15 protein-coding genes are annotated in these 18,651 nt (G+C 40.4%); 6 read left to right on the top strand and 9 right to left on the bottom strand.

Annotated features, from left to right (window positions below):
- Nucleotides 1-122: 122 nt before the first annotated feature.
- Entirely contained in the window at nt 123-2,933 is a 2,811-nt protein-coding gene (locus ACQVGS_RS07680; RefSeq protein WP_491831327.1) for a sigma-54-dependent transcriptional regulator, read from the bottom strand.
- A gap of 690 nt (nt 2,934-3,623) precedes the next feature.
- Between ACQVGS_RS07680 and ACQVGS_RS07675 the strand changes: the two genes are divergently transcribed.
- Nucleotides 3,624-4,997: an amino acid permease gene (locus ACQVGS_RS07675; RefSeq protein ID WP_106020170.1), complete on the top strand. Its 1,374-nt coding sequence runs from the start codon at nt 3,624-3,626 to the stop codon at nt 4,995-4,997.
- A gap of 240 nt (nt 4,998-5,237) precedes the next feature.
- On the opposite strand, the gene ACQVGS_RS07670 is transcribed toward ACQVGS_RS07675, so the two are convergent.
- Nucleotides 5,238-5,870 carry a LysE family transporter gene (locus ACQVGS_RS07670; protein ID WP_106020171.1) on the bottom strand — a complete coding sequence of 211 codons (633 nt, stop codon included), beginning with the start codon at nt 5,868-5,870 and terminating at the stop codon, nt 5,238-5,240.
- A 154-nt stretch (nt 5,871-6,024) separates the two neighbouring features.
- Between ACQVGS_RS07670 and ACQVGS_RS07665 the strand changes: the two genes are divergently transcribed.
- From ACQVGS_RS07665 to ACQVGS_RS07645, 5 genes are all read left to right on the top strand, one after another.
- Nucleotides 6,025-6,852, top strand: coding sequence for a TrmB family transcriptional regulator (locus ACQVGS_RS07665; protein WP_059293538.1), 828 nt, complete (start codon nt 6,025-6,027; stop codon nt 6,850-6,852).
- A 250-nt stretch (nt 6,853-7,102) separates the two neighbouring features.
- Nucleotides 7,103-7,603 carry an RNA polymerase sigma factor SigV gene (gene sigV / locus ACQVGS_RS07660; protein ID WP_024122276.1) on the top strand — a complete coding sequence of 167 codons (501 nt, stop codon included), beginning with the start codon at nt 7,103-7,105 and terminating at the stop codon, nt 7,601-7,603.
- Entirely contained in the window at nt 7,603-8,460 is an 858-nt protein-coding gene (rsiV, locus tag ACQVGS_RS07655; protein ID WP_151174392.1) for an anti-sigma-V factor RsiV, read from the top strand. Before sigV ends, rsiV begins: the two co-directional genes overlap by 1 nt.
- Nucleotides 8,461-8,592: 132 nt before the next feature.
- Entirely contained in the window at nt 8,593-10,491 is a 1,899-nt protein-coding gene (locus ACQVGS_RS07650) for an acyltransferase family protein (RefSeq protein ID WP_491831323.1), read from the top strand.
- A 466-nt stretch (nt 10,492-10,957) separates the two neighbouring features.
- Nucleotides 10,958-11,221, top strand: coding sequence for a YrhK family protein (locus ACQVGS_RS07645; protein ID WP_373271173.1), 264 nt, complete (start codon nt 10,958-10,960; stop codon nt 11,219-11,221).
- A 329-nt stretch (nt 11,222-11,550) separates the two neighbouring features.
- Here the strand turns inward: ACQVGS_RS07645 and cypB are convergent, their stop codons facing one another.
- The 7 genes from cypB to ACQVGS_RS07610 form a co-directional block, all read right to left on the bottom strand.
- A complete protein-coding gene (gene cypB, locus ACQVGS_RS07640) occupies nt 11,551-14,715 on the bottom strand; it encodes a bifunctional cytochrome P450/NADPH--P450 reductase CypB (protein ID WP_283912473.1) in 3,165 nt (1,054 codons plus the stop codon).
- A 16-nt stretch (nt 14,716-14,731) separates the two neighbouring features.
- Nucleotides 14,732-15,322 carry a transcriptional regulator FatR gene (gene fatR, locus ACQVGS_RS07635; protein ID WP_024122281.1) on the bottom strand — a complete coding sequence of 197 codons (591 nt, stop codon included), beginning with the start codon at nt 15,320-15,322 and terminating at the stop codon, nt 14,732-14,734.
- Between the two features lie 222 nt (nt 15,323-15,544).
- A complete protein-coding gene (locus ACQVGS_RS07630; protein ID WP_024122282.1) occupies nt 15,545-16,093 on the bottom strand; it encodes a class I SAM-dependent methyltransferase in 549 nt (182 codons plus the stop codon).
- A 188-nt stretch (nt 16,094-16,281) separates the two neighbouring features.
- On the bottom strand, nt 16,282-16,440 hold the full coding sequence (locus tag ACQVGS_RS07625) for a hypothetical protein (RefSeq protein ID WP_125825436.1): 159 nt from the start codon (nt 16,438-16,440) through the stop codon (nt 16,282-16,284).
- Nucleotides 16,441-16,606: 166 nt separating this feature from the next.
- The gene (locus tag ACQVGS_RS07620; RefSeq protein WP_003237348.1) at nt 16,607-16,756 is read right to left on the bottom strand and encodes a YrzI family small protein; all 150 of its coding nucleotides are present in this window, start codon (nt 16,754-16,756) and stop codon (nt 16,607-16,609) included.
- A gap of 396 nt (nt 16,757-17,152) precedes the next feature.
- On the bottom strand, nt 17,153-17,953 hold the full coding sequence (locus ACQVGS_RS07615; RefSeq protein WP_255003663.1) for a formate/nitrite transporter family protein: 801 nt from the start codon (nt 17,951-17,953) through the stop codon (nt 17,153-17,155).
- Between the two features lie 264 nt (nt 17,954-18,217).
- Nucleotides 18,218-18,586 (bottom strand): Na-translocating system protein MpsC family protein, encoded by a 369-nt coding sequence (locus ACQVGS_RS07610; RefSeq protein WP_024122287.1) that lies wholly within the window; start codon nt 18,584-18,586, stop codon nt 18,218-18,220.
- Between the last annotated feature and the right edge of the window lie 65 nt (nt 18,587-18,651).

The raw sequence follows: 18,651 nt of genomic DNA, 5'->3' as shown, positions 1-18,651 counted from the left end.
AAGCGTTTTCATTTGTTTTGCAGCACATGAAGAAAGCTGATTGAAAACACATGTGAATACAAAAATAAACCTGTATTAAAATGGCGTTCCATTTAATACAGGTTTACGTAAAAAAATCGTTTTTAACACATGTGGCCATGTACTTCGTCAGCAAAAATGGCGGCTATAAATAATTTTTCATCATCGCTTATGTTCAGCCCCAATTTTTGTTCGTAAGGGATTAATGTTTGCTCTGTCACCTCAAAGATCTCTTTCAGCTGATCGGTTATTTCGTCTTCTTCGGAAAAAGCAATCGGATTCTGTTTAATCACCCTTTCAAAGGCAAAAGCTGTATGCATAATCACTTTGATCATCACTGTGTTATTGAAAATGATGCCTAGTTCATCTTGAATGGTCTGAAGCCACTCTAATAAGATTTCTATAATGTGATGAGGGTTCAAAAAAACCAGATACTTTTTCAAACTATCCTCGCAAAGCTCCCGTACAATGATGTTTGTGCCCGATAATCCATTACTCATCGGGATGCTGCCTTTTGTGATCGCCTGTTGGATCATCTTCTCTCCTTCTCCTCCAATTAATACCTCCAAAGATACATGCGGAGCATTGATTTTAGGATCTTTTGTTCCTACTGTCGCAAGAATCTCATACTCTTTTTCGATTTCTTTGATGCTGTTTGCCAATTTAATCGATGATACGGTCAATATGTGGATGGGAACATCAGAGGCCTTGTTTACGATCGTTGTTAAGATGTCTTCCAGCTTTTTTGCCGTTCCGCTGCCTGTTGTGCAGATTGAAACCAACGCCCTCTTTTTGCCTGGTGAGGCGGCAGGCTGCCGATCCCATAACTCAATAAAATCCTTTGTGACCGAATCATATATGGCATGTAAATGTAAATTCAGATAGTTCACCTTTCTGACGGCGTCCAGCACCATTGAGGTCGTGACATTGCTGATTGTTTTGATTTTGATGCCTGTTTTTTCTTCAAGCTTGCTTTCCAGCATTGCAAGTGACCCCATGTCAACAAGCATTAAAACACCTTCACCTTCATCTACCTGCTGTATTTTTCCCGCTAAGCGCTCCATAATTTCCGCAGGTGAAACAGAAAGGGGCATATCAACGGCCGCAATTGGGGTGCTTCCTAAAAGCTCCGTCGCTACTTCTACCATGGAACTCGCCATGCTATTTCCATGTGCGGCAACCACAATCCCTACTCTTTTGTTTTCTTTTAACGTTTTGATGGAATGAATCAGCATCGTTAAGTAGATGACTTCTATTTCCGGGACGGTTACTCTGAAGTGTTCCTGAATTTTGTCTTTAAATATGAGCGCCACCTGATACTCTTTCACATGGGTATCACGGATTTCATCTGTTTCCTGCGCATTTAAAATATCAATTTGCTTACCGCGTTTTAAAAATGAATCGATATGCATACTTAAAAAATAGATAAATTTACGGTCAAATGTGCAATTCAGTTCATGTTCAGCAACTTCTTTTAATTGCTTCGTCATTTGAATCACGCCGTCCTCAACAAATGTCAGCAGGTTGTCATTTCGGAACGCGCTTTGATTAAAAAAGCTTCTGACATGCAAATGAATATCCGTTAAAATATATTGGTTTATTTCCTTTTTGGACAAACCTTCTTTGTTTAGCACTTCGACCTTTTCTTCTATCAAATGATACAAATTAAATGATAGATCATCATCAATTTTTGTTGTTTCATCTTCTACTATCGGGGATATGATGGTTGTGATATTGACATATTCAGAAATCGTTTTGCTTCTTTTCATGTTTTTGCTGCTTGACATCCAATCTTGCTTGATTTCATCCGGGAGATCCCGAACGGTCAGTTCAACAACTTCATCTCTGTCAAGATTATGTAAGAATCCATGTGCACAAACTAACTGCACATTTGATTTCAGCTGTCCCACATTCCCAAACTTCGCAGAATGAATCAATGCATTATATACATCGATATGCACACTTAGATTCTTCTTAATACGCTCTGCTTCTTTCCCTAATAAAAACGTTGTGAGATCAACTCTCTCTTTAAGAGATCGTTCTTCCAGCGATGGAATATGAATCGTCATTGGAATTCTCCGCAAAAATGTTTTTAATAGAGCAGAATTAGGGTTTTCGGTAGTTGCGCAAATAAATAATACTTTCGATGTTCTTTTATGTTCAGTTTCTCCAAGACGGTTATAAGATCCGCTGTCGATAAAATAAAACAGCATTTCTTGTCCCTCAGGCGGAAGACGATGAATTTCATCCATAAACAGAATGCCCCCGTCGGCCTGCTCAACTAAACCGGCTTTATCTTCGCTGGCACCGGTAAATGCTCCTTTCTTATGACCAAATAATTGAGAGAGCAATAATTGAGGATTGTTATAGTAATCTGCACAGTTAAATGTGATGAACGGAGAACCAGCCTTCAAAATTTCAGAGTAAATCGCAAACTGGTAAATCCGGTTCGCAAAAAGGGATTTACCGGAGCCTGTTGGTCCTAAGAGAAGCATGTGCAGACCGTGCGGAGGATAAAAAACAGCTGCTTTTGCTTGAGAAATTGCTTTCTTCAAACTGCCTTTTGCTCCAATCATAAGTTCAAGAGGATTCGTAGAAATATTTTGATCGTTCTTTTTTTGATTTTCAGAAAGCCCCTTCAGTTCTTTCACTTCCATTATCTCTGTATTCCATTTTTTGTTGAATGCCCTTTCCACTACTTCCACTGGAATGTAGCGCACGGGAAACGTTTTAATTTTTATCACCTTTTTGGACCGCACGAGATTGTTTAATTCAAAACTGACATTGGACCGCTCTATCTTCAATTGCTGAGCAATTTCCTTTGCTGAATTTCCCTGTACCTTTAAAAGATGATCTAAGCTGGATTCATGAAAATTATGCATGAGCTGATGGTATATTTTATCAATTCTTTTCATCTATATCATCCTTTGTCCTTATTAGTCAAAATTGAAAAAACGGACATCAGTTTTATGCCTTGTACTGAGGATCTCATCTCATTCTATGGCCTTGCGTCCGCACTCGGATTTTCTTTTTCAATATTCTGTGAAATGTTTTTGTATGCAGGAACAATAGCACGTATCTCAACACAAAAGCTTGCACCGATTAAAAAATAATTTCGTTATTTGTCTAAACAAACACCCTTTTTTGGTGTTTTTGATCTATGATTCACTCAGGTTGTCCCCCTTCAAAAGTAATAATTCGTAAACAGTTTACCACTCTCCGTGAACATATTGGTGACAAAGTTCTGATACTTCAGAAAATACATCTTAAAGATCAGGGCAAATAACCCAAAACTTAATCTCTTGTCATTATAAACATGACTGAATGTAAACTCTCTATTCTTCTTATAACATTATTATTTTAATAAAAAATAGTGGGATATATTATTAGAGCGGTAGAAAAGAAATCCTTTACTCATCCTGATGGATATTACACCTTATAAAAATAGAAAAGAAAGATAGATACATTAGTTACATTTAATTAAAAAAATCAATAAAATTTAAAATAATATAAGTTTCCTGTTATAATGATAGATAAAAAATTTAGGAAGCTATGATTCCTAAACAACCAAGATAACTATATTTTTTATTGGAGGAAAACATAAAGTGACGGACGATTCCACTATGGACAATTCTCTGCACAAACGGAAATTGTCCAGAGGCCTTAAAAACAGGCACATACAACTCATAGCGATTGGGGGGGCAATCGGAACTGGTTTATTCCTAGGATCAGGGAAATCAATACATTTTTCAGGACCCTCTATTTTATTTGCTTACATGATCACGGGCGTATTTCTCTTTTTTATTATGCGTTCACTGGGAGAGCTGCTCTTATCAAACGCGGGATATCACTCTTTTGTTGATTTTGTAAGTGATTATTTAGGAAATATGGCAGCATTTATTACCGGCTGGACGTACTGGTTTTGCTGGATCTCACTTGCTATGGCTGATTTAACAGCTGTCGGTCTTTATACCCAATATTGGTTTCCTGGTGTACCCCAATGGATGCCAGGGTTCATTGCGCTTATGATGTTGCTCATCATGAATCTAGCGACTGTAAAACTTTTTGGTGAATTGGAGTTCTGGTTCGCATTAATCAAAATCATCGCAATACTGGCACTGATTGTTATCGGTATTGTCTTGATCATAAAAGGATTTTCCACACAGTCAAGCATAGCCTCCTTCACAAATCTTTGGAGTCACGGCGGCATGTTTCCAAATGGTTTACATGGATTTATCCTCTCATTCCAGATGGTCGTGTTTGCATTTACGGGCATTGAACTTGTGGGGCTTACTGCAGGCGAAGCAGAAAACCCAGAAAAAGTAATCCCTAAAGCAATTAACAATATCCCTATTCGAATTTTGCTTTTTTATATTGGCGCTCTTCTTGTGATTATGAGTATTTATCCATGGAATATCATTAATCCTGCTGAAAGCCCATTTGTTCAAGTATTCTCAGCGGTCGGTATCATAGCAGCCGCCAGCATCATTAATTTTGTTGTACTGACATCTGCTGCTTCAGCTGGCAATAGTGCTTTATTTAGTACAAGCCGGATGGTATACTCGCTTGCCAAGGATCATCATGCACCTGACCCATTGCAAAAGCTGACTGCCTCAAATGTACCAAGCAATGCATTGTTCTTTTCAGCCATTGCCATTCTTATTGGTGTTATTCTGAACTATGTAATGCCAGAGCAAGTCTTTACGCTTATCACAAGTGTTTCTACTATATGCTTCATCTTTATTTGGGGCATTATTGTGATTTGCCATTTGAAATATCGGAAAACAAGACCGGATGCAGCAAAGGTGAATACATTTAAAATGCCGCTTTTTCCATTATCCAATTACGTAACACTGGCTTTCCTGGTGTTCATACTGGTTGTGCTGGCACTCGCGAAAGATACGCGTGTTTCCCTATTTGTCACTCCAGTTTGGTTTCTCTTATTGATGATTGCTTATAAAGTTCGTCATACTAAGTGAAATCATAAAAAAGACAAGGGAGTTGTTTATCCCTTGTCTTTTTTGTGTGCTGCGAGGCACTGGATATTCCATGTTTTACGATCCCGCTCATTTAGTGTCATGATCTTTTCCCGTACAAATGTCTCCAAATAAACGTATGCTGAAGATAAAAACATACCTGCCTCCGTGATTTAATCTCCATATTTAGCAAAAGACTCCGTTCAAAATATGAACGGAGTCTTTTGGTAAGTGGCCGTGACATCAATTTAAACCAGTTTTAATACCAAACCCAACTAATATGATTCCCGTTATTTTTTGAAAAGCTTTCTGGAACTTGGGATTTTTCATCCATTTTTTTGCGTAATCAATGATATAAACGAGAAAGAGGAACCATAACACCGCTAATAGGGTGAGAATTGAAGCTAAAATAATAAGCTGCTGGTTTACATTTCCCTTCAGATTGATAAATTGGGGCATGATCGTGACATAGACCAAAACCGTTTTGGGATTGAGAATGTTACTGAGTGACCCTTGCATAAAGGAAGATTTATAGTGTCGTTTCGGAGAAATTGCTGCGGTTTTTGCTTGAGCTTGCATGTCGTCTAAAGAAAACATATTTTTTGCAAAAAAACTTTTTATCCCTAAATAAATTAAGTATGCTGCTCCCAAATATTTGATTGTTGTAAAAAGAATCACCGACTTGGCAATGACCATTGATAAACCTAGAATGGCAATAACCGTCCAAAAAGATAGTCCCGTTGCCAATCCGAGAATATTATATCGGCCAGCCTTTGCGCCATATCTAAGGGTATTTTTCATAACAAGCATCGTATCTGCTCCTGGAATGATAACCATCACGGCAGCGATCGGTATGTATGCGAGTAAGCTGTGCATGTTCTTTCCCCCTTTAAATGAATCCCCTTAACATATAGTGACTACTAAAGTAACTCCCTACAAAAAAGTGTATCAATACGTTTGGAAAAAATCAATATGGTTTGTTAAAATAGCGATTACAAAGGCAGCGACTGCTCTTTATATTGGAGGATGTATGAAGGAAAATATGTTAGACATTTTAAAAAACCTCAATTTTACCGAATATGAATCAAAAGCTTATCTGGCATTATTGCAAGAATCGCCTTTAACCGGTTATGCGGTAGCCAAAAATTCCGGCGTGCCTCGTTCAAAAATATATGAAGTCTTGGAAAGCCTTGTCTTAAGAGGAGATGTTTTTGTAAGCCACGGAAACACGCCTCAGTATGTCCCTGTACCCGCTAAAGAACTGATTAAAAACCGACGGCTCAAAGCGGAAGAGAATTTTGACCAGGCTGAAAAATACTTTGAAAAATTCGAACAGACCGCAAATGACCGGGAAAATATCTGGAATATCACCGGACGCAGTGAAATTCTTGAAAAGGTGAAGGCTTGTATATTATCAGCAAAAAAAAGAATCCTCTTGGAGATCTGGAAAGAGGATTTCAAAGAGGTGGAATCAGAGCTGAGACAGGCGGCAAATAAAGGTGTCATTGTCACCATTATTGCCTACGGAGATATCGCATCTGATTTTGCTAATGTGTACCTTCATGATATGAGCAGTGAAATTACAGAAGAGTATGACGGACGGTGGCTTGTATATAGCGGAGATGATTCAGAAGTAGTAGCAGGTATTGTCTCTCTTGGCAACGATAGCCGTGCTGCATGGACGATGCATGTAGGTTTAGTCATGCCTATTACAGAAGTGATCATTCATGATCTGTATCTCATGGAAATTATGAAGAAGCATAGAGGGCTTTTAGAAGATAGTTTTGGAAAAAACCTCATCCAGTTACGACGCAAATTTTCAATCCACTCAGATTTTAAAAAACATTACTTGGAATAGAACACATGATATTTCCTGTATACCATGTAACCAAAAAACATGGCTTGTATCAACAAGTCATGTTTTTTTATGAACTCCCCCATTAATAGGGTCTTTTCCGTTTATTTTTAAGCAATTGATCCTCCCCTCCCGCTCCTGATCACTTTTTTTTAAAAAATAATATCTGCGCAAACTATTTTTCAAACTGCCCCGTCTATCCTAGGTAACATCCTACGATATACGTATATTCAAAAAGGAGCCCTTTATTGCAATGAAGAAAAAACAAACAATAAAAGCGTTGCTTGTCACGTGTATAACTGACCATAAGCAAGATTTCTACAGATTAGCCTTCAGTTATGTGAAAAATCAAGATGACGCATTAGATATTATTCAGGAATCTATAAAAAAAGCGCTCAGCTCAGTTGAAACGGTCAGAAACCCTGAGACGATAAAAAGCTGGTTTTATAAAATCTTAGTACGTACAGCTATTGATTTTTTACGAAAACAAAAAAAGTTAAAGGTGATGGATGACGAAACGATTGAGTTTTTAAGCTCAGGAAAGGAAGATCACTATAAGGACACTGATCTTCATGAAGCGCTCGACGAATTGCCGTCCCACTATAAAACAATTATTATTTTGCGTTTTTTTGAAGACCTCAAACTAGAAGAAATTGCGGAAATTACAGGGGAAAACTTGAATACCGTCAAAACGCGCCTTTACAGAGCATTGAAGCTGATGCGCATTCAGTTGACGAAGGAGGATCTTTCTTAATGGATAAGAGATTACAGCAATTAAGAGAAGAATATAAAAATGTCCAGATTCCTAAAGAACTGGATATCATTGTCGAAAAAGCCCTTCAGCAAAAACCAAAAAAGAAAAGAATCGTCATGTGGCCGACATCAGCAGCTGTCGCGGCAGCTATTTTATTCACTGCACTTGTCAACATCAACCCAGATGCAGCTCAAGCTATGTCAAAAATCCCTGTCATCGGCAAGATCGTCAAAGCCATCACTTTTATTGAGATCAAAGAAGAGAAAGATGAATCAAGCATCGATGTCAAAACGCCTGCTCTGTCGGGACTTTCTAATAAAGAGCTTGAAAACAGCATCAACCAGAAATATTTGAAAGAAAGCAAGCAGATGTATAAAGAATTTATACAGTCCACATCCAAAAATAAAAAAGGACATCTCAGCATCTACAGTGATTACGAGACAGTAACAGACACGCCAGATTTAATTTCTATTCGGCGTGATATTGAAAAAACACAAGCATCATCTTACACACAAAGCCGTTATATCACAATTGACAAAAAGAATGATATCTTACTTACATTAAAAAGCTTATTTAAAGATGACCGCTATATCAAAGTCATCAGCCAAAACATCAAAGAACAAATGAAACAGCAAATGAAGGAAGATCCAAATAAAATCTATTGGGTCACTGACGAGGATGCAGAACCATTCAAACACATTCAGCCTGATCAAACGTTTTATATTACAGAAGACCATAAACTTGTGATTTCATTTGATGAATATGAAGTTGCCCCCGGCTATATGGGCGTTACAGAGTTTAAAATTCCGACCAGCGTCATCTCAAATCTGCTCATGGGAGAACGTTATGTTCGATAACAGAAAAACATCCATGTCATCATCTGTGTCATGGGTGTTTTCCCTTTCGCAAAGGGACCTGACAGATATCAAGAAGGCCGTAACCTTGCAGCCAAAACAGCGAGAATATCTGCACATTATTGGAGGAATACCATGTATCACAAAACACAGCATCACCGCTACATCACTGGACTCGATGGCCTTCGGGCTTTTGCCGTCCTGGCAGTTATCGCTTATCACCTAAACTTCAATTGGGCTAACGGTGGCTTCATTGGAGTTGATATCTTTTTTGTATTATCAGGCTACTTAATTACATCTATTATACTGCCGGCACATGGAAATAATATCAGCCTTGATTTTCGGGACTTTTGGGTGCGCCGAATTCGGCGGCTTCTGCCAGCGGCTTACCTTATGATCATTTCCGCTGTTATTTGGGTCGTCGTGTGCAACCGAGAACTTTTGCACACTGTGCGCGGAGATGCCATCTCTTCTCTCTTTTACATGAGCAATTGGTGGTTTATTTTTCATAAACTCTCGTATTTTGATAGCTTCGGATCCCCGTCACCGCTTAAAAACCTTTGGTCATTGGCAATTGAAGAGCAATTTTATATTGTATGGCCGATGTTCTTGGTTGCTGGAATGTACATATTTAAAAACCGTGCGAAACTGGCGGCAGCGGTATCGTTGCTTGCGCTCTGTTCAGCCGTGATGATGAGCGTACTGTATGAACCCGGCGGAGATCCGAGTCGCGTGTACTACGGCACAGATACTCGTTCGTTTGAACTTCTCATAGGATGTGCTCTGGCTCTGATATGGCCGATGAAAAGGCTGTCTTCCAACAGGCTGCCATACAAACTGAAGCGCCTTTTGTATGGCACAGAACTATCGGCGTTTTGTATTTTAGTTTTGTGTGTCTATTTTACAGATGAATACGAACCTTTTCTTTACAGAGGCGGAATGTTTTTAATAAGCATTACCGCAGCGGTCCTTATTGCATGTGTATCCCATCCGAGCAGCTTTTTGGGCATTCTGCTGTCATGGAGGCCTCTTCGTTGGCTTGGAACGAGGTCTTACGGTATTTATCTTTGGCACTACCCTGTTATTGTGTTAAGCACGCCGATTCAAGAAATCGGAAACCCTGTTTTTTGGCATATCGCGCTAAAGATCTTCGTTACATTTATACTCGCCGAGCTTTCCTATCATTTCATTGAAAAGCCGATACGGACAGAGGGGTTTAAGTCATTTTTCCGCCGGGCTTTTATTCATAGAATTCGAGAATGGAAAACGACATCTGTCATCAGCAAAATGTCAATTGGCTTCGTCATTCTCGCTATACTTATTTTTGCAGGGGGACTGTCAGGGGTAGCCGGAGAGAAAAAACATCCGCAATGGACGTATAGCTCACAAGAAACAAGCGCTGACACAAACCAGACGTCAGAGCATAGAAAGATGGCAGCATCCGATAAAGACGGAGAAAACAAATCCAAACAAAAAACAACAGCCTCAACTAAAGATCAAGAGGAAACGAGCGCAAAAGGACAGGAGACTAAGAAAAAAAAGGACGAAAAATCTCAGAAAGAACCGGCAGCTGCTGATAAAGAAGTATTAGCTATAGGGGATTCCGTTATGCTTGATATCGCCTCCAGCCTCCGTCAGTCTCTTTCACATGTCACAATTGATGGGAAGGTGGGAAGACAAATGTCTCAAGCTTTAGAACTGACACAGGAATACAAGTCTTTTAATCAGCCGAATAAAGCTGTCATCATTGAGCTGGGAACCAATGGCTACTTTACAAACAGCCAAATCGATCAATTGCTTACATCTTTCTCAAAAGCTCATATCTATCTTGTCAATACGCGGGTTCCCCGGCAATGGGAAAGCAAGGTGAATGAAACTTTGCGGCAGCAGGCTAACACGCATAACAATATTACGTTGGTTGACTGGCATACAGAAGCTCTCCAGCATCCGGAGTATTTCACCCCTGACGGCGTACACTTGGTTCCCCAAGGGGCTGAAGCTTTAACCGCTCTTATCGTTCGGGCAATAAAATAGATTAGCAAAAAAGAGGTCCTGCTTAGACCTCTTTTTTTGCGATGGATCAATTCCAGCTGCGTGCAGCAAATTGCTTTTAAAAAAGAATTGCCGTTCACATTGATGACATGGACCAGGCATAAAACCTAATCTATTGGAAATTTATATTCTGCATTCTAAAATTATTCCTTCCGCTTCGTTCTCAAATTCACCTAATACGATAATAACCTTCGATTCTTTATTCATATTGCCACCCCCTTCGTTTATGATCTATTTATATTACAACATTTTTCAATTTATGTTAATAAATAGGTATAAGAAAACTCACAAACTACCGCCCTTCCTAACTTGAGAAATGGCTGACCTATATATGGTCCTCATCATTTTTATTTCTAGCTGTGAAGCTCTTATGTTTACCTATCGTTTACGTGAGGGTAAGAAAATATAGAATGGAGGGATCATCGTGGAAGCTAATGCAGAAAAAGAGATGAAAAAGCAAATAAATCGATACGAGCTTTTTTTCAAAAAACGATATAAAGTTCTCTATACAGTAAACGATTTTATCATTGGCTTTTTATTTTTCATCGGCAGCTTTTTCTTCTTTTACGATGAATTAATGTCTGCAGGGATATGGCTGTTTGCGGTTGGCAGCTTCCTGCTTTTAATCAGACCGACGATTCGTTTGGTTCATGATTTTCATTACAGAAAACATCTTGAGCGTCTATATCATCATGGAACATCCTCTGACTAGCATGAAGTGTGAGGAAGCGAACAGACAAATGCATAGTCTCAAATCGGACATTCTAACTCAAACGGCATGATGAGATGCAAGAATAAAAAGAAAAGAACGCTTGATTAAGTTTCTAGAAAATTAAACCCAAAGATACAAATATATAACTTTATAACTATTCATTTATAAAAAACCAGAAAAAACCTAAAGTTTTATATCTTTTGGACGATAATAATAACAAGGCCGGCGCGATACTCCCTATAACATCCTTTTCAGTAGATTTCAATATCGTGCCGGTTTTTTTCACATGCTAAAGCAATCCCGCCATCTCTGGCGGGATTTATTTTTACTTACATTCCAGTCCATACATCTTTTACATAACGTTTTTGATCTTGCAGCTTCTTCAGCCATTCTGCTGACGCTTCCTGACTTGCTCCTTTGTCAGCTTCATAAGCCGCACGCAGTGTGTTCTCTACTTCAGGAGCCATTTGTGCACCATCGCCGCATATATAAACGTGCGCACCTTTTTCAATCAGTGAAATTAATTTCTGTGCATCTTGTTTTAGTAAGTGCTGAACATATACTTTTGGTTCGTCTTCCATTCGTGAATAGCATCGATGGACTGTTACCAAACCGGCTTTTTCCGCCTGGTCAAGCTCTTCTTTATAAAGATCGTCATGATCAGGACGCCGGCATCCGAAGTATAAATGAGCTTCGCCAAGCGCACTTCCTTCCTTCTTCAGAACGGATCTGGCCTGGATGAAACCTCTGAATGGCGCAATTCCTGTACCCGGTCCCACCATAATCAGCGGGGTTTGGAGATCATCAGGCAGCTGGAATCCAGATTGCGGTGTCCGAATGAAACAGGCAACCGTATCACCTTGACGGAGTCCGGCTAAGTAATTGGATGCAACGCCCTTATATTCCCCGCGTCCGCTCCAAGCTGAGGCCTTTACAACTCCGACCGTCATACTGACCCTATTTGCTTTGACCTTCGGTGAGCTTGAAATTGAATAATATCTTGGCTTTAGTGATGGCAAAAGCTCTAAAAACCGTTCAAACGGCATTTCACAGGCCGGATAGTCCTCTAACAGATCCAGCATTGTCACACGTTTTGTCAGAACATGTTCCTTGTACATTTCATCACTCGATATAAGTAATTCCAGCTCTTTTTTATGAGGCGGGCATACTGTATATGAAGCCAGCTCACGAAGCTGAAGCCTTGAAGCAGAATCCTGCAGCTCTACGTAAGATGATAATAACTCCATCACTCTGATCGGCCGATCCAGCGGAAGGTGAGCCATATGCGGGCTGCCGTTCATTTTTATCACAGCTTGCGGCTGCAAATCGAATCGGTTGAGAACCCGTTGAACCAGCTCTTGGCTGTTTTTCGGCAATATTCCGATGTGGTCGCCTTCTTTATACGTTTTTGAGTCAGGGAGCTCCAATTCTATATGACGCGTCGAACGCAAACTGCTTGCTGTCTGAAGCTCATGGTTTTCAAGAACGATACCTTCAAACGCGCCATACGCTTTAGCAAGCGGTGTCTCTGTTGCTTCACTGAGGAATGTAATGGATAGTGACGGCTTCGTTTCTTTCTCGGTTATTTCATTCACGTGAAAGGCTTCCATTGTTTCCTTCCAAAAGCGGTTTTCCCAAGACTCGCGATGGCTTTCAAAGTCATCGGCCGCATCGCCTTCCCCAATGGATGTCAATCGTGATGCTCCTTTTGATGCCATCATGTCATCGATAAGGCGAGGAATTCGCTGATACGTGCTGGCCCAGCTCCGGTTTCCGCAGCCAAATACCGCATAGGAAACACCCTTTAATTGACCTTCCTCCAACTCTCCCAGCCACTCGACAAAGCCAGAAGCATTATCAGGCGGCGCCCCGTTATATGAGGCAGTCACAATGACAACAGCGCCTTGGTCGGGGAGTTTTCCAATGTAATCATCAAGAGGTGCAGTTTCCGCTGTAAAGCCGAGCCGGCGCCCGTAAGCTGCCAATTCACCTGCCATGCCTTCTGCGGTGCCGAGGTTTGAACCGTAAAGAACGAGTAAAGGTGTGCCGTGTTTAGGTTTTGTCTCGTTTTCCTTCGTTTCGTGCGCGGTGCCAGTCTGTTCTTTTTTCTGAACATTCATTTGGACCGTTTTCCTTGGTTTCACTGTAATTTTAAAATCATCCGGTTTAATTGTTAATGCCTCTTTGATTTTGAGCTCGTAACCAGTGTGATTCATCAATTCAAAGTGCTTTAATACAAGTCCGAGAACCATTGTCGCTTCTTGAAGCGCAAACTGCATCCCGATACACGCCCGCTGGCCGTTTCCAAACGGTTTATACGCATGGTGAGGAATATTTTCAGGGTTCTCAAACCGTTCCGGACGAAAATCTTCTGCATCTTCACCCCAAGCGTTTTGATCTCTGTGAAGTTTTGGGATCAAGACGGAGACGGGCTGTCCTTTACTGATAGGGTATTCGCCGCCTAAAACTGTATCCTCCTTGGCATAAAGAGAAAAAGCGGGCGCTGTCGGATACAGCCTAAGCGTTTCATTGAGAACCATCCGAACATATTTCAGCTGCTGAATGTGTTTATATTCAGGCGGGTCTTCCGTTAACACGCGATCGGCTTCCTCTTGAGCTTTTTTAAGTTTTTCCGGATGTTTAAGCAGACAGTAAATCGCAAAGGAAAGCAAGCCGCTCGTTGTTTCATGGCCTGCGATTAAAAACGTGATGATTTGATATCTGATGTTTTCATCATCCAGTGTCTCACCCGTTACAGGATCTTTCGCATAAAGCATGAGCGATAACAGATCCTTAATGTTTTGGTCCGGGTTTGCTTTTCGCTCTGCTATAATTCTGTCAACCAGCGAATTCATCACTTCGATATCCTTTTGGAACTGCTGTCTCGTTTTGACCATCATCTTATCCTGCAGGCCCAGTCTTTTTGTTTGGTTCATTCCCTCTTTTAAAGCCCGGAGCATGCTGGTGATAAACGGATGCTGCGTATCACGGTAAAAGCTGTTAAACCGATAGTTAAATCCGCATAACCCGATGGTATCAAGCGTCAGGCGGGTCATATCGTCCGCCACGTCAATTTCTTCATTCGGATTCAGCCGGCTCCATTTTTGAATCAGCTGTGTCGCGATATCCAGCATCATAGAATGATAGCCTTTCATTGCTTTTTGACTGAAGCTCGGCAGCAGAATACGATGGGCTTTCTGCCAATTCGGCTCGTGCGTCCAGCTTGTAAACAATCCGTCTCCTCCGAACTCACGCACTTTCAGCAAGCCTTTTCCAAGGTTTTTGTCAAATCGGCTCTCGTCACACACTTCAGCAACGAGTTCATGGCCTGATACGAAAACGCCGGATACACCAGGAAAATCGAAACGGAAAATCGGCCCTAACTCATCAGCAATCCGCCATAAGGATTGGGAAAGCTGTTCCTTTTCCAAATGCGGGAGGTTTTTTAAAGGTCCGTATGTTTTCGGCTGAGGTATTGCACTTGCCTGTTTCATAAACATCTTCCTTTCTTTATTCTTCTGAAGTCAATGAATGAAGTTTAATCGCGTCCCAGCAGCACTGCTCCAATTCAGAAATCAAATCAGCATTCATCTCTATATCACCTTGTTGCACAAGCTGATACAACTTGAGAAATGCGCCTAATACAATCGCAATTAATACATTGGAGGGCAAGGAGCGGATCACTCCTTCTGTTTTTCCCTTGTTAAAGAAATCGTCAAGCATTTGAGTCAGGTTTTCTATCATTTTTTTGCTTGTTTCATTTAAATAGTGAGCATCCTTTTTCGTTTCAAGAAAAAACAGCGCGTAGTCGCTCTCCTTCGTAAATTGAACGAGACAGCAAAATATGTGGCGAAAGCCCTCTCTGACAGGCATTTCAGAATAATTTCGCTTTACCTTTTCTGAAAAACGCTGAATGCTTTCTTGAAACAAAACATTGACGAGTGTTTCTTTGCTGTCAAAGTAGCGATAAATCGTGCCTGTACCAACTTCAGCTCTTTTTGCTATCATTGGGATGGTGGTGGCATCAAATCCTCTTTCCGTAAAAAGCGAGAGCGATGCCTTCATGATCAAATCGTATTTACTGATAAGTGCGGATGCCATGTAAACTTAAAACCTCCGATTCATTTAGGAATGAACATTCATTCCGGTTGTTCATAAATGATATCCACTCTGTCTCGAATCACCTCTTACCCATTCTTATGTTTATAGTTTATATGAAAAAAACTTTTTTTAATATAAATGCTATGCAAAAAATATAAAATTAAGAAAATATACCCAAATCCCTGAATGTCAGAAGTCTGGATATATTTCCCGAGAAATTTTTTATTTAACAGCGACAATACAAAGGCACGAATCGCGTCTGATGACAGAAATGTCTCTAAAATGCTGATCTTGCAGCAATTGAATATATTTTTTCTCGTTTTTTTCTGCATTGTTATTAATACTGATGTAAAATCGGCCGTCAATTTGAAGCACTCGATAAATCTCTCTTAATGCGAGCCTGACATCAGTACAAGCCTGAACCGTATGTAAAGAAAATACTTTATTGAAGGTACGGTCTTCAAAGGGGATCCTTTCCGGATGACCATGGAAAATGCCCCCTTGATCTGTTTTCTTTTGCTTTTGGATTGCACGAGATACCTGTCTTACTTTTCGCTTAGAAGAGTCGATGCTTTTTATGCTTCCCTTTTCAAGTTTTCCCGTTATTGTCTTAAAGACAGAGCCGTTTCCGGTTCCAATTTCTAAAATTCTGTCATTTTCTTGTATGTCTATAGAATCAATCATCATATGCTCAATTATTTTAGTTTGCTTATATTTCCCAGAAAATAATTTCAATAGGTTCGCTCGTTTATAAAGTTTGTTTTCTAGCATTTTAAACACCTGCTTTTGGTTTCCTGTGCTTATTTATTATATTGAAAAAATAAACATCGCTTCATTTCTTATACAGAATGAAGATATCAACTAGACGGCAATGTGTTTAGAAATGTTTCAACAGAACTGAACATTTTCATTTTTTCCCGCAAAAAAAGGCAGAAAACAAAATGTTTTCCGCCCGCTTTTTAATGCCAATGATATGGGAACATATACAGCCTTTGCTGCTGCATCGCCGCCAGTCTCTGCTGACGGAATGGATTGCCATAGCCGTGTTTGAAGGAATGCGGCATGGATGCATAACCATGACCTATCGACGGCAGCCTTTTTTGTTGAAAGTTCATCATGCCATCACCTGCCCTTACATAAAGTGCTGCTTTTTTTATGATATGCAGGACGGCATTTCCTTGACAGCTTCATTCGCTACACTTGGTCCTTCTCCATCGTATAATGCATCAATAGTTCCATTTTAAGCATTTGTCATCTCTCCCTTCTGTATTTTGTTTCCTTTTATTAGCGCCAGTTTGTCAAATAAAGATGTTTCAGCTGAGATTCTTTCATTTCGTCATAAATCTGCTCGATCTGCTGTTCTCGTTCGAACTCTTCCGGGCTTTTAAACCGTTTGTTGATCGTTAAAGTCAAAAAGAATAGGTTAATCGTCATATCGCTCACCCCCTTTCAAAGTCCGCTTCAAGCGAAATAACCCGCGGCATCTCCCTGCTGCGGGCACATAAAAAACCGCAGACAAAAGAAGACACCCATCTTCTACTGCCTGCGGGGAGTTGCGTATGTCCGACGATTCCGATTTTAATGCGTGCGATAAGCATCGGTTAAGGAAGGACACGAACTCTTCCACAGGCTGAATAAACCATTATAAATTCCTTGTACATTACGTGAGCCACTAACTGGTCTGCGTCGTTGTCGCATTGTCATTTTGATTCAGCCTCCTTTGCTTTTTTTCTTACTTTGTAAGTATATCCACCAAATTCCATTTTGTAAACATCTTTTTCTAAAATTGGACGTAAATTGTGTGATTTATCGATTGTCTTTGTCCCTTGTTTATGAAACCTGCTTCATTTCTTTTCTTAAGCGGTCTTTCTTGTGATATGCAATAAAATAGATGAATCCGACAAACACGGCTCCTCCAATAACATTGCCGATAAAAGCCGGTATGAGGTTACCGATAAACTGCCCCCACGTAAACGAGCCTGCAAAAATGGCAGCTGGAATCACAAACATGTTGGCGACAACGTGCTGAAATCCGATTGCAACAAAGGCCATGACAGGGAACCAGATGCCAAAAATTTTCCCTGCCCCATCTTGAGCACCGAATGAAAGCCAAACTGCAAGACAGACCAGCCAGTTACAGCCAATGCCGGAAACGAGAACCTTGCCAAAGCTCATATCAAGCTTTCCTTGCGCGACAGCAATCGTCTTTTCCAAATATGGCCCCGTTTCGGTTAACCCGACAGTATGACCGAAAAAGTAAGCAACAAACAAAGCGCCGATCAGATTCATAATGGTGACGATCACCCAATTAACCGCCAATTCCTTTAGTGATATTTTTCTCGAAAATAACGCCATTGCCACTGACATCATATTTCCTGTAATCAGCTCAGCCCCTGCAAGAACCACAAGTATCAGTCCTACAGGAAATACCGCAGCCCCGATAAAACTGGACATGCTTCCCCATTCTTTCGGAAGATCGCCGATCACCCTGATATCAAGCAAATAACCGAGTGCGATAAAGGCACCGCCTAAAAACCCCAGCACCAAGAGAGACAGCAGCGGAAGCTTTACCTTTTTCATCCCTGCTTCAATTGCTGCTTCTGCTATTTCATCCGGTTTCCGAAAACCCATACTAAATACGCCCCCATTGTTTCTCCATTTTTACAGTTATAAAAGAAAAGCATCAAAAAAGGCAGCACTCAAATAACCTGTATCAATCAGGTGTTTGAATGCTGCCTAACTTGTGTGCATACCCATACAACAACATCAAGCAGAATTAAGATATTGATAGAGAATATATACAGTTCGTGCATACATTCCATTGCTTTTGTCCTTCTATAACTGCAGTAAAAACATCATATCAAATGTGACAATTTTGTGTCAATGGCAAATATGCTAGTTAAAAAGAACTTCTTTTTGGTCGTCAATTTTTCGGTCAAAGACAAAAACAGATACGGCGATATTTTCTTCAATTTTGATATCAGAAAACAAATGAACAAGCTTAGCCCCGATCAGCTCCTCCATTCCTTCCGGCGTTTTTTTAGAGTAAAGGTCTTGAATCAGGCTTGTCCGGGCCGCATGTACCATTTCTCTTCCCTCAGGCGTGCGGGCGATAAACTGCTCGCTCGCGCTCAGGTTGCCGTAGAGCGTCGACACAGCCATATTATCTACAAATACCGTGTGAATCCGTTCAGGTCCTTTGCCGAACAATTCCTTGCGAAGTTTTCGAATAATATCATTGAACTCATGAATTTTCTTTGACATGCTGATTACCCCTTCCGATTTTGCCTTAAAAAAGGCCGTTCCCGGTTCCCCTCAGGACATTTCAC

The organism is Bacillus sp. SD127, assembly GCF_058566445.1.
This window is presented reverse-complemented; position numbering and strand designations above follow the sequence as displayed.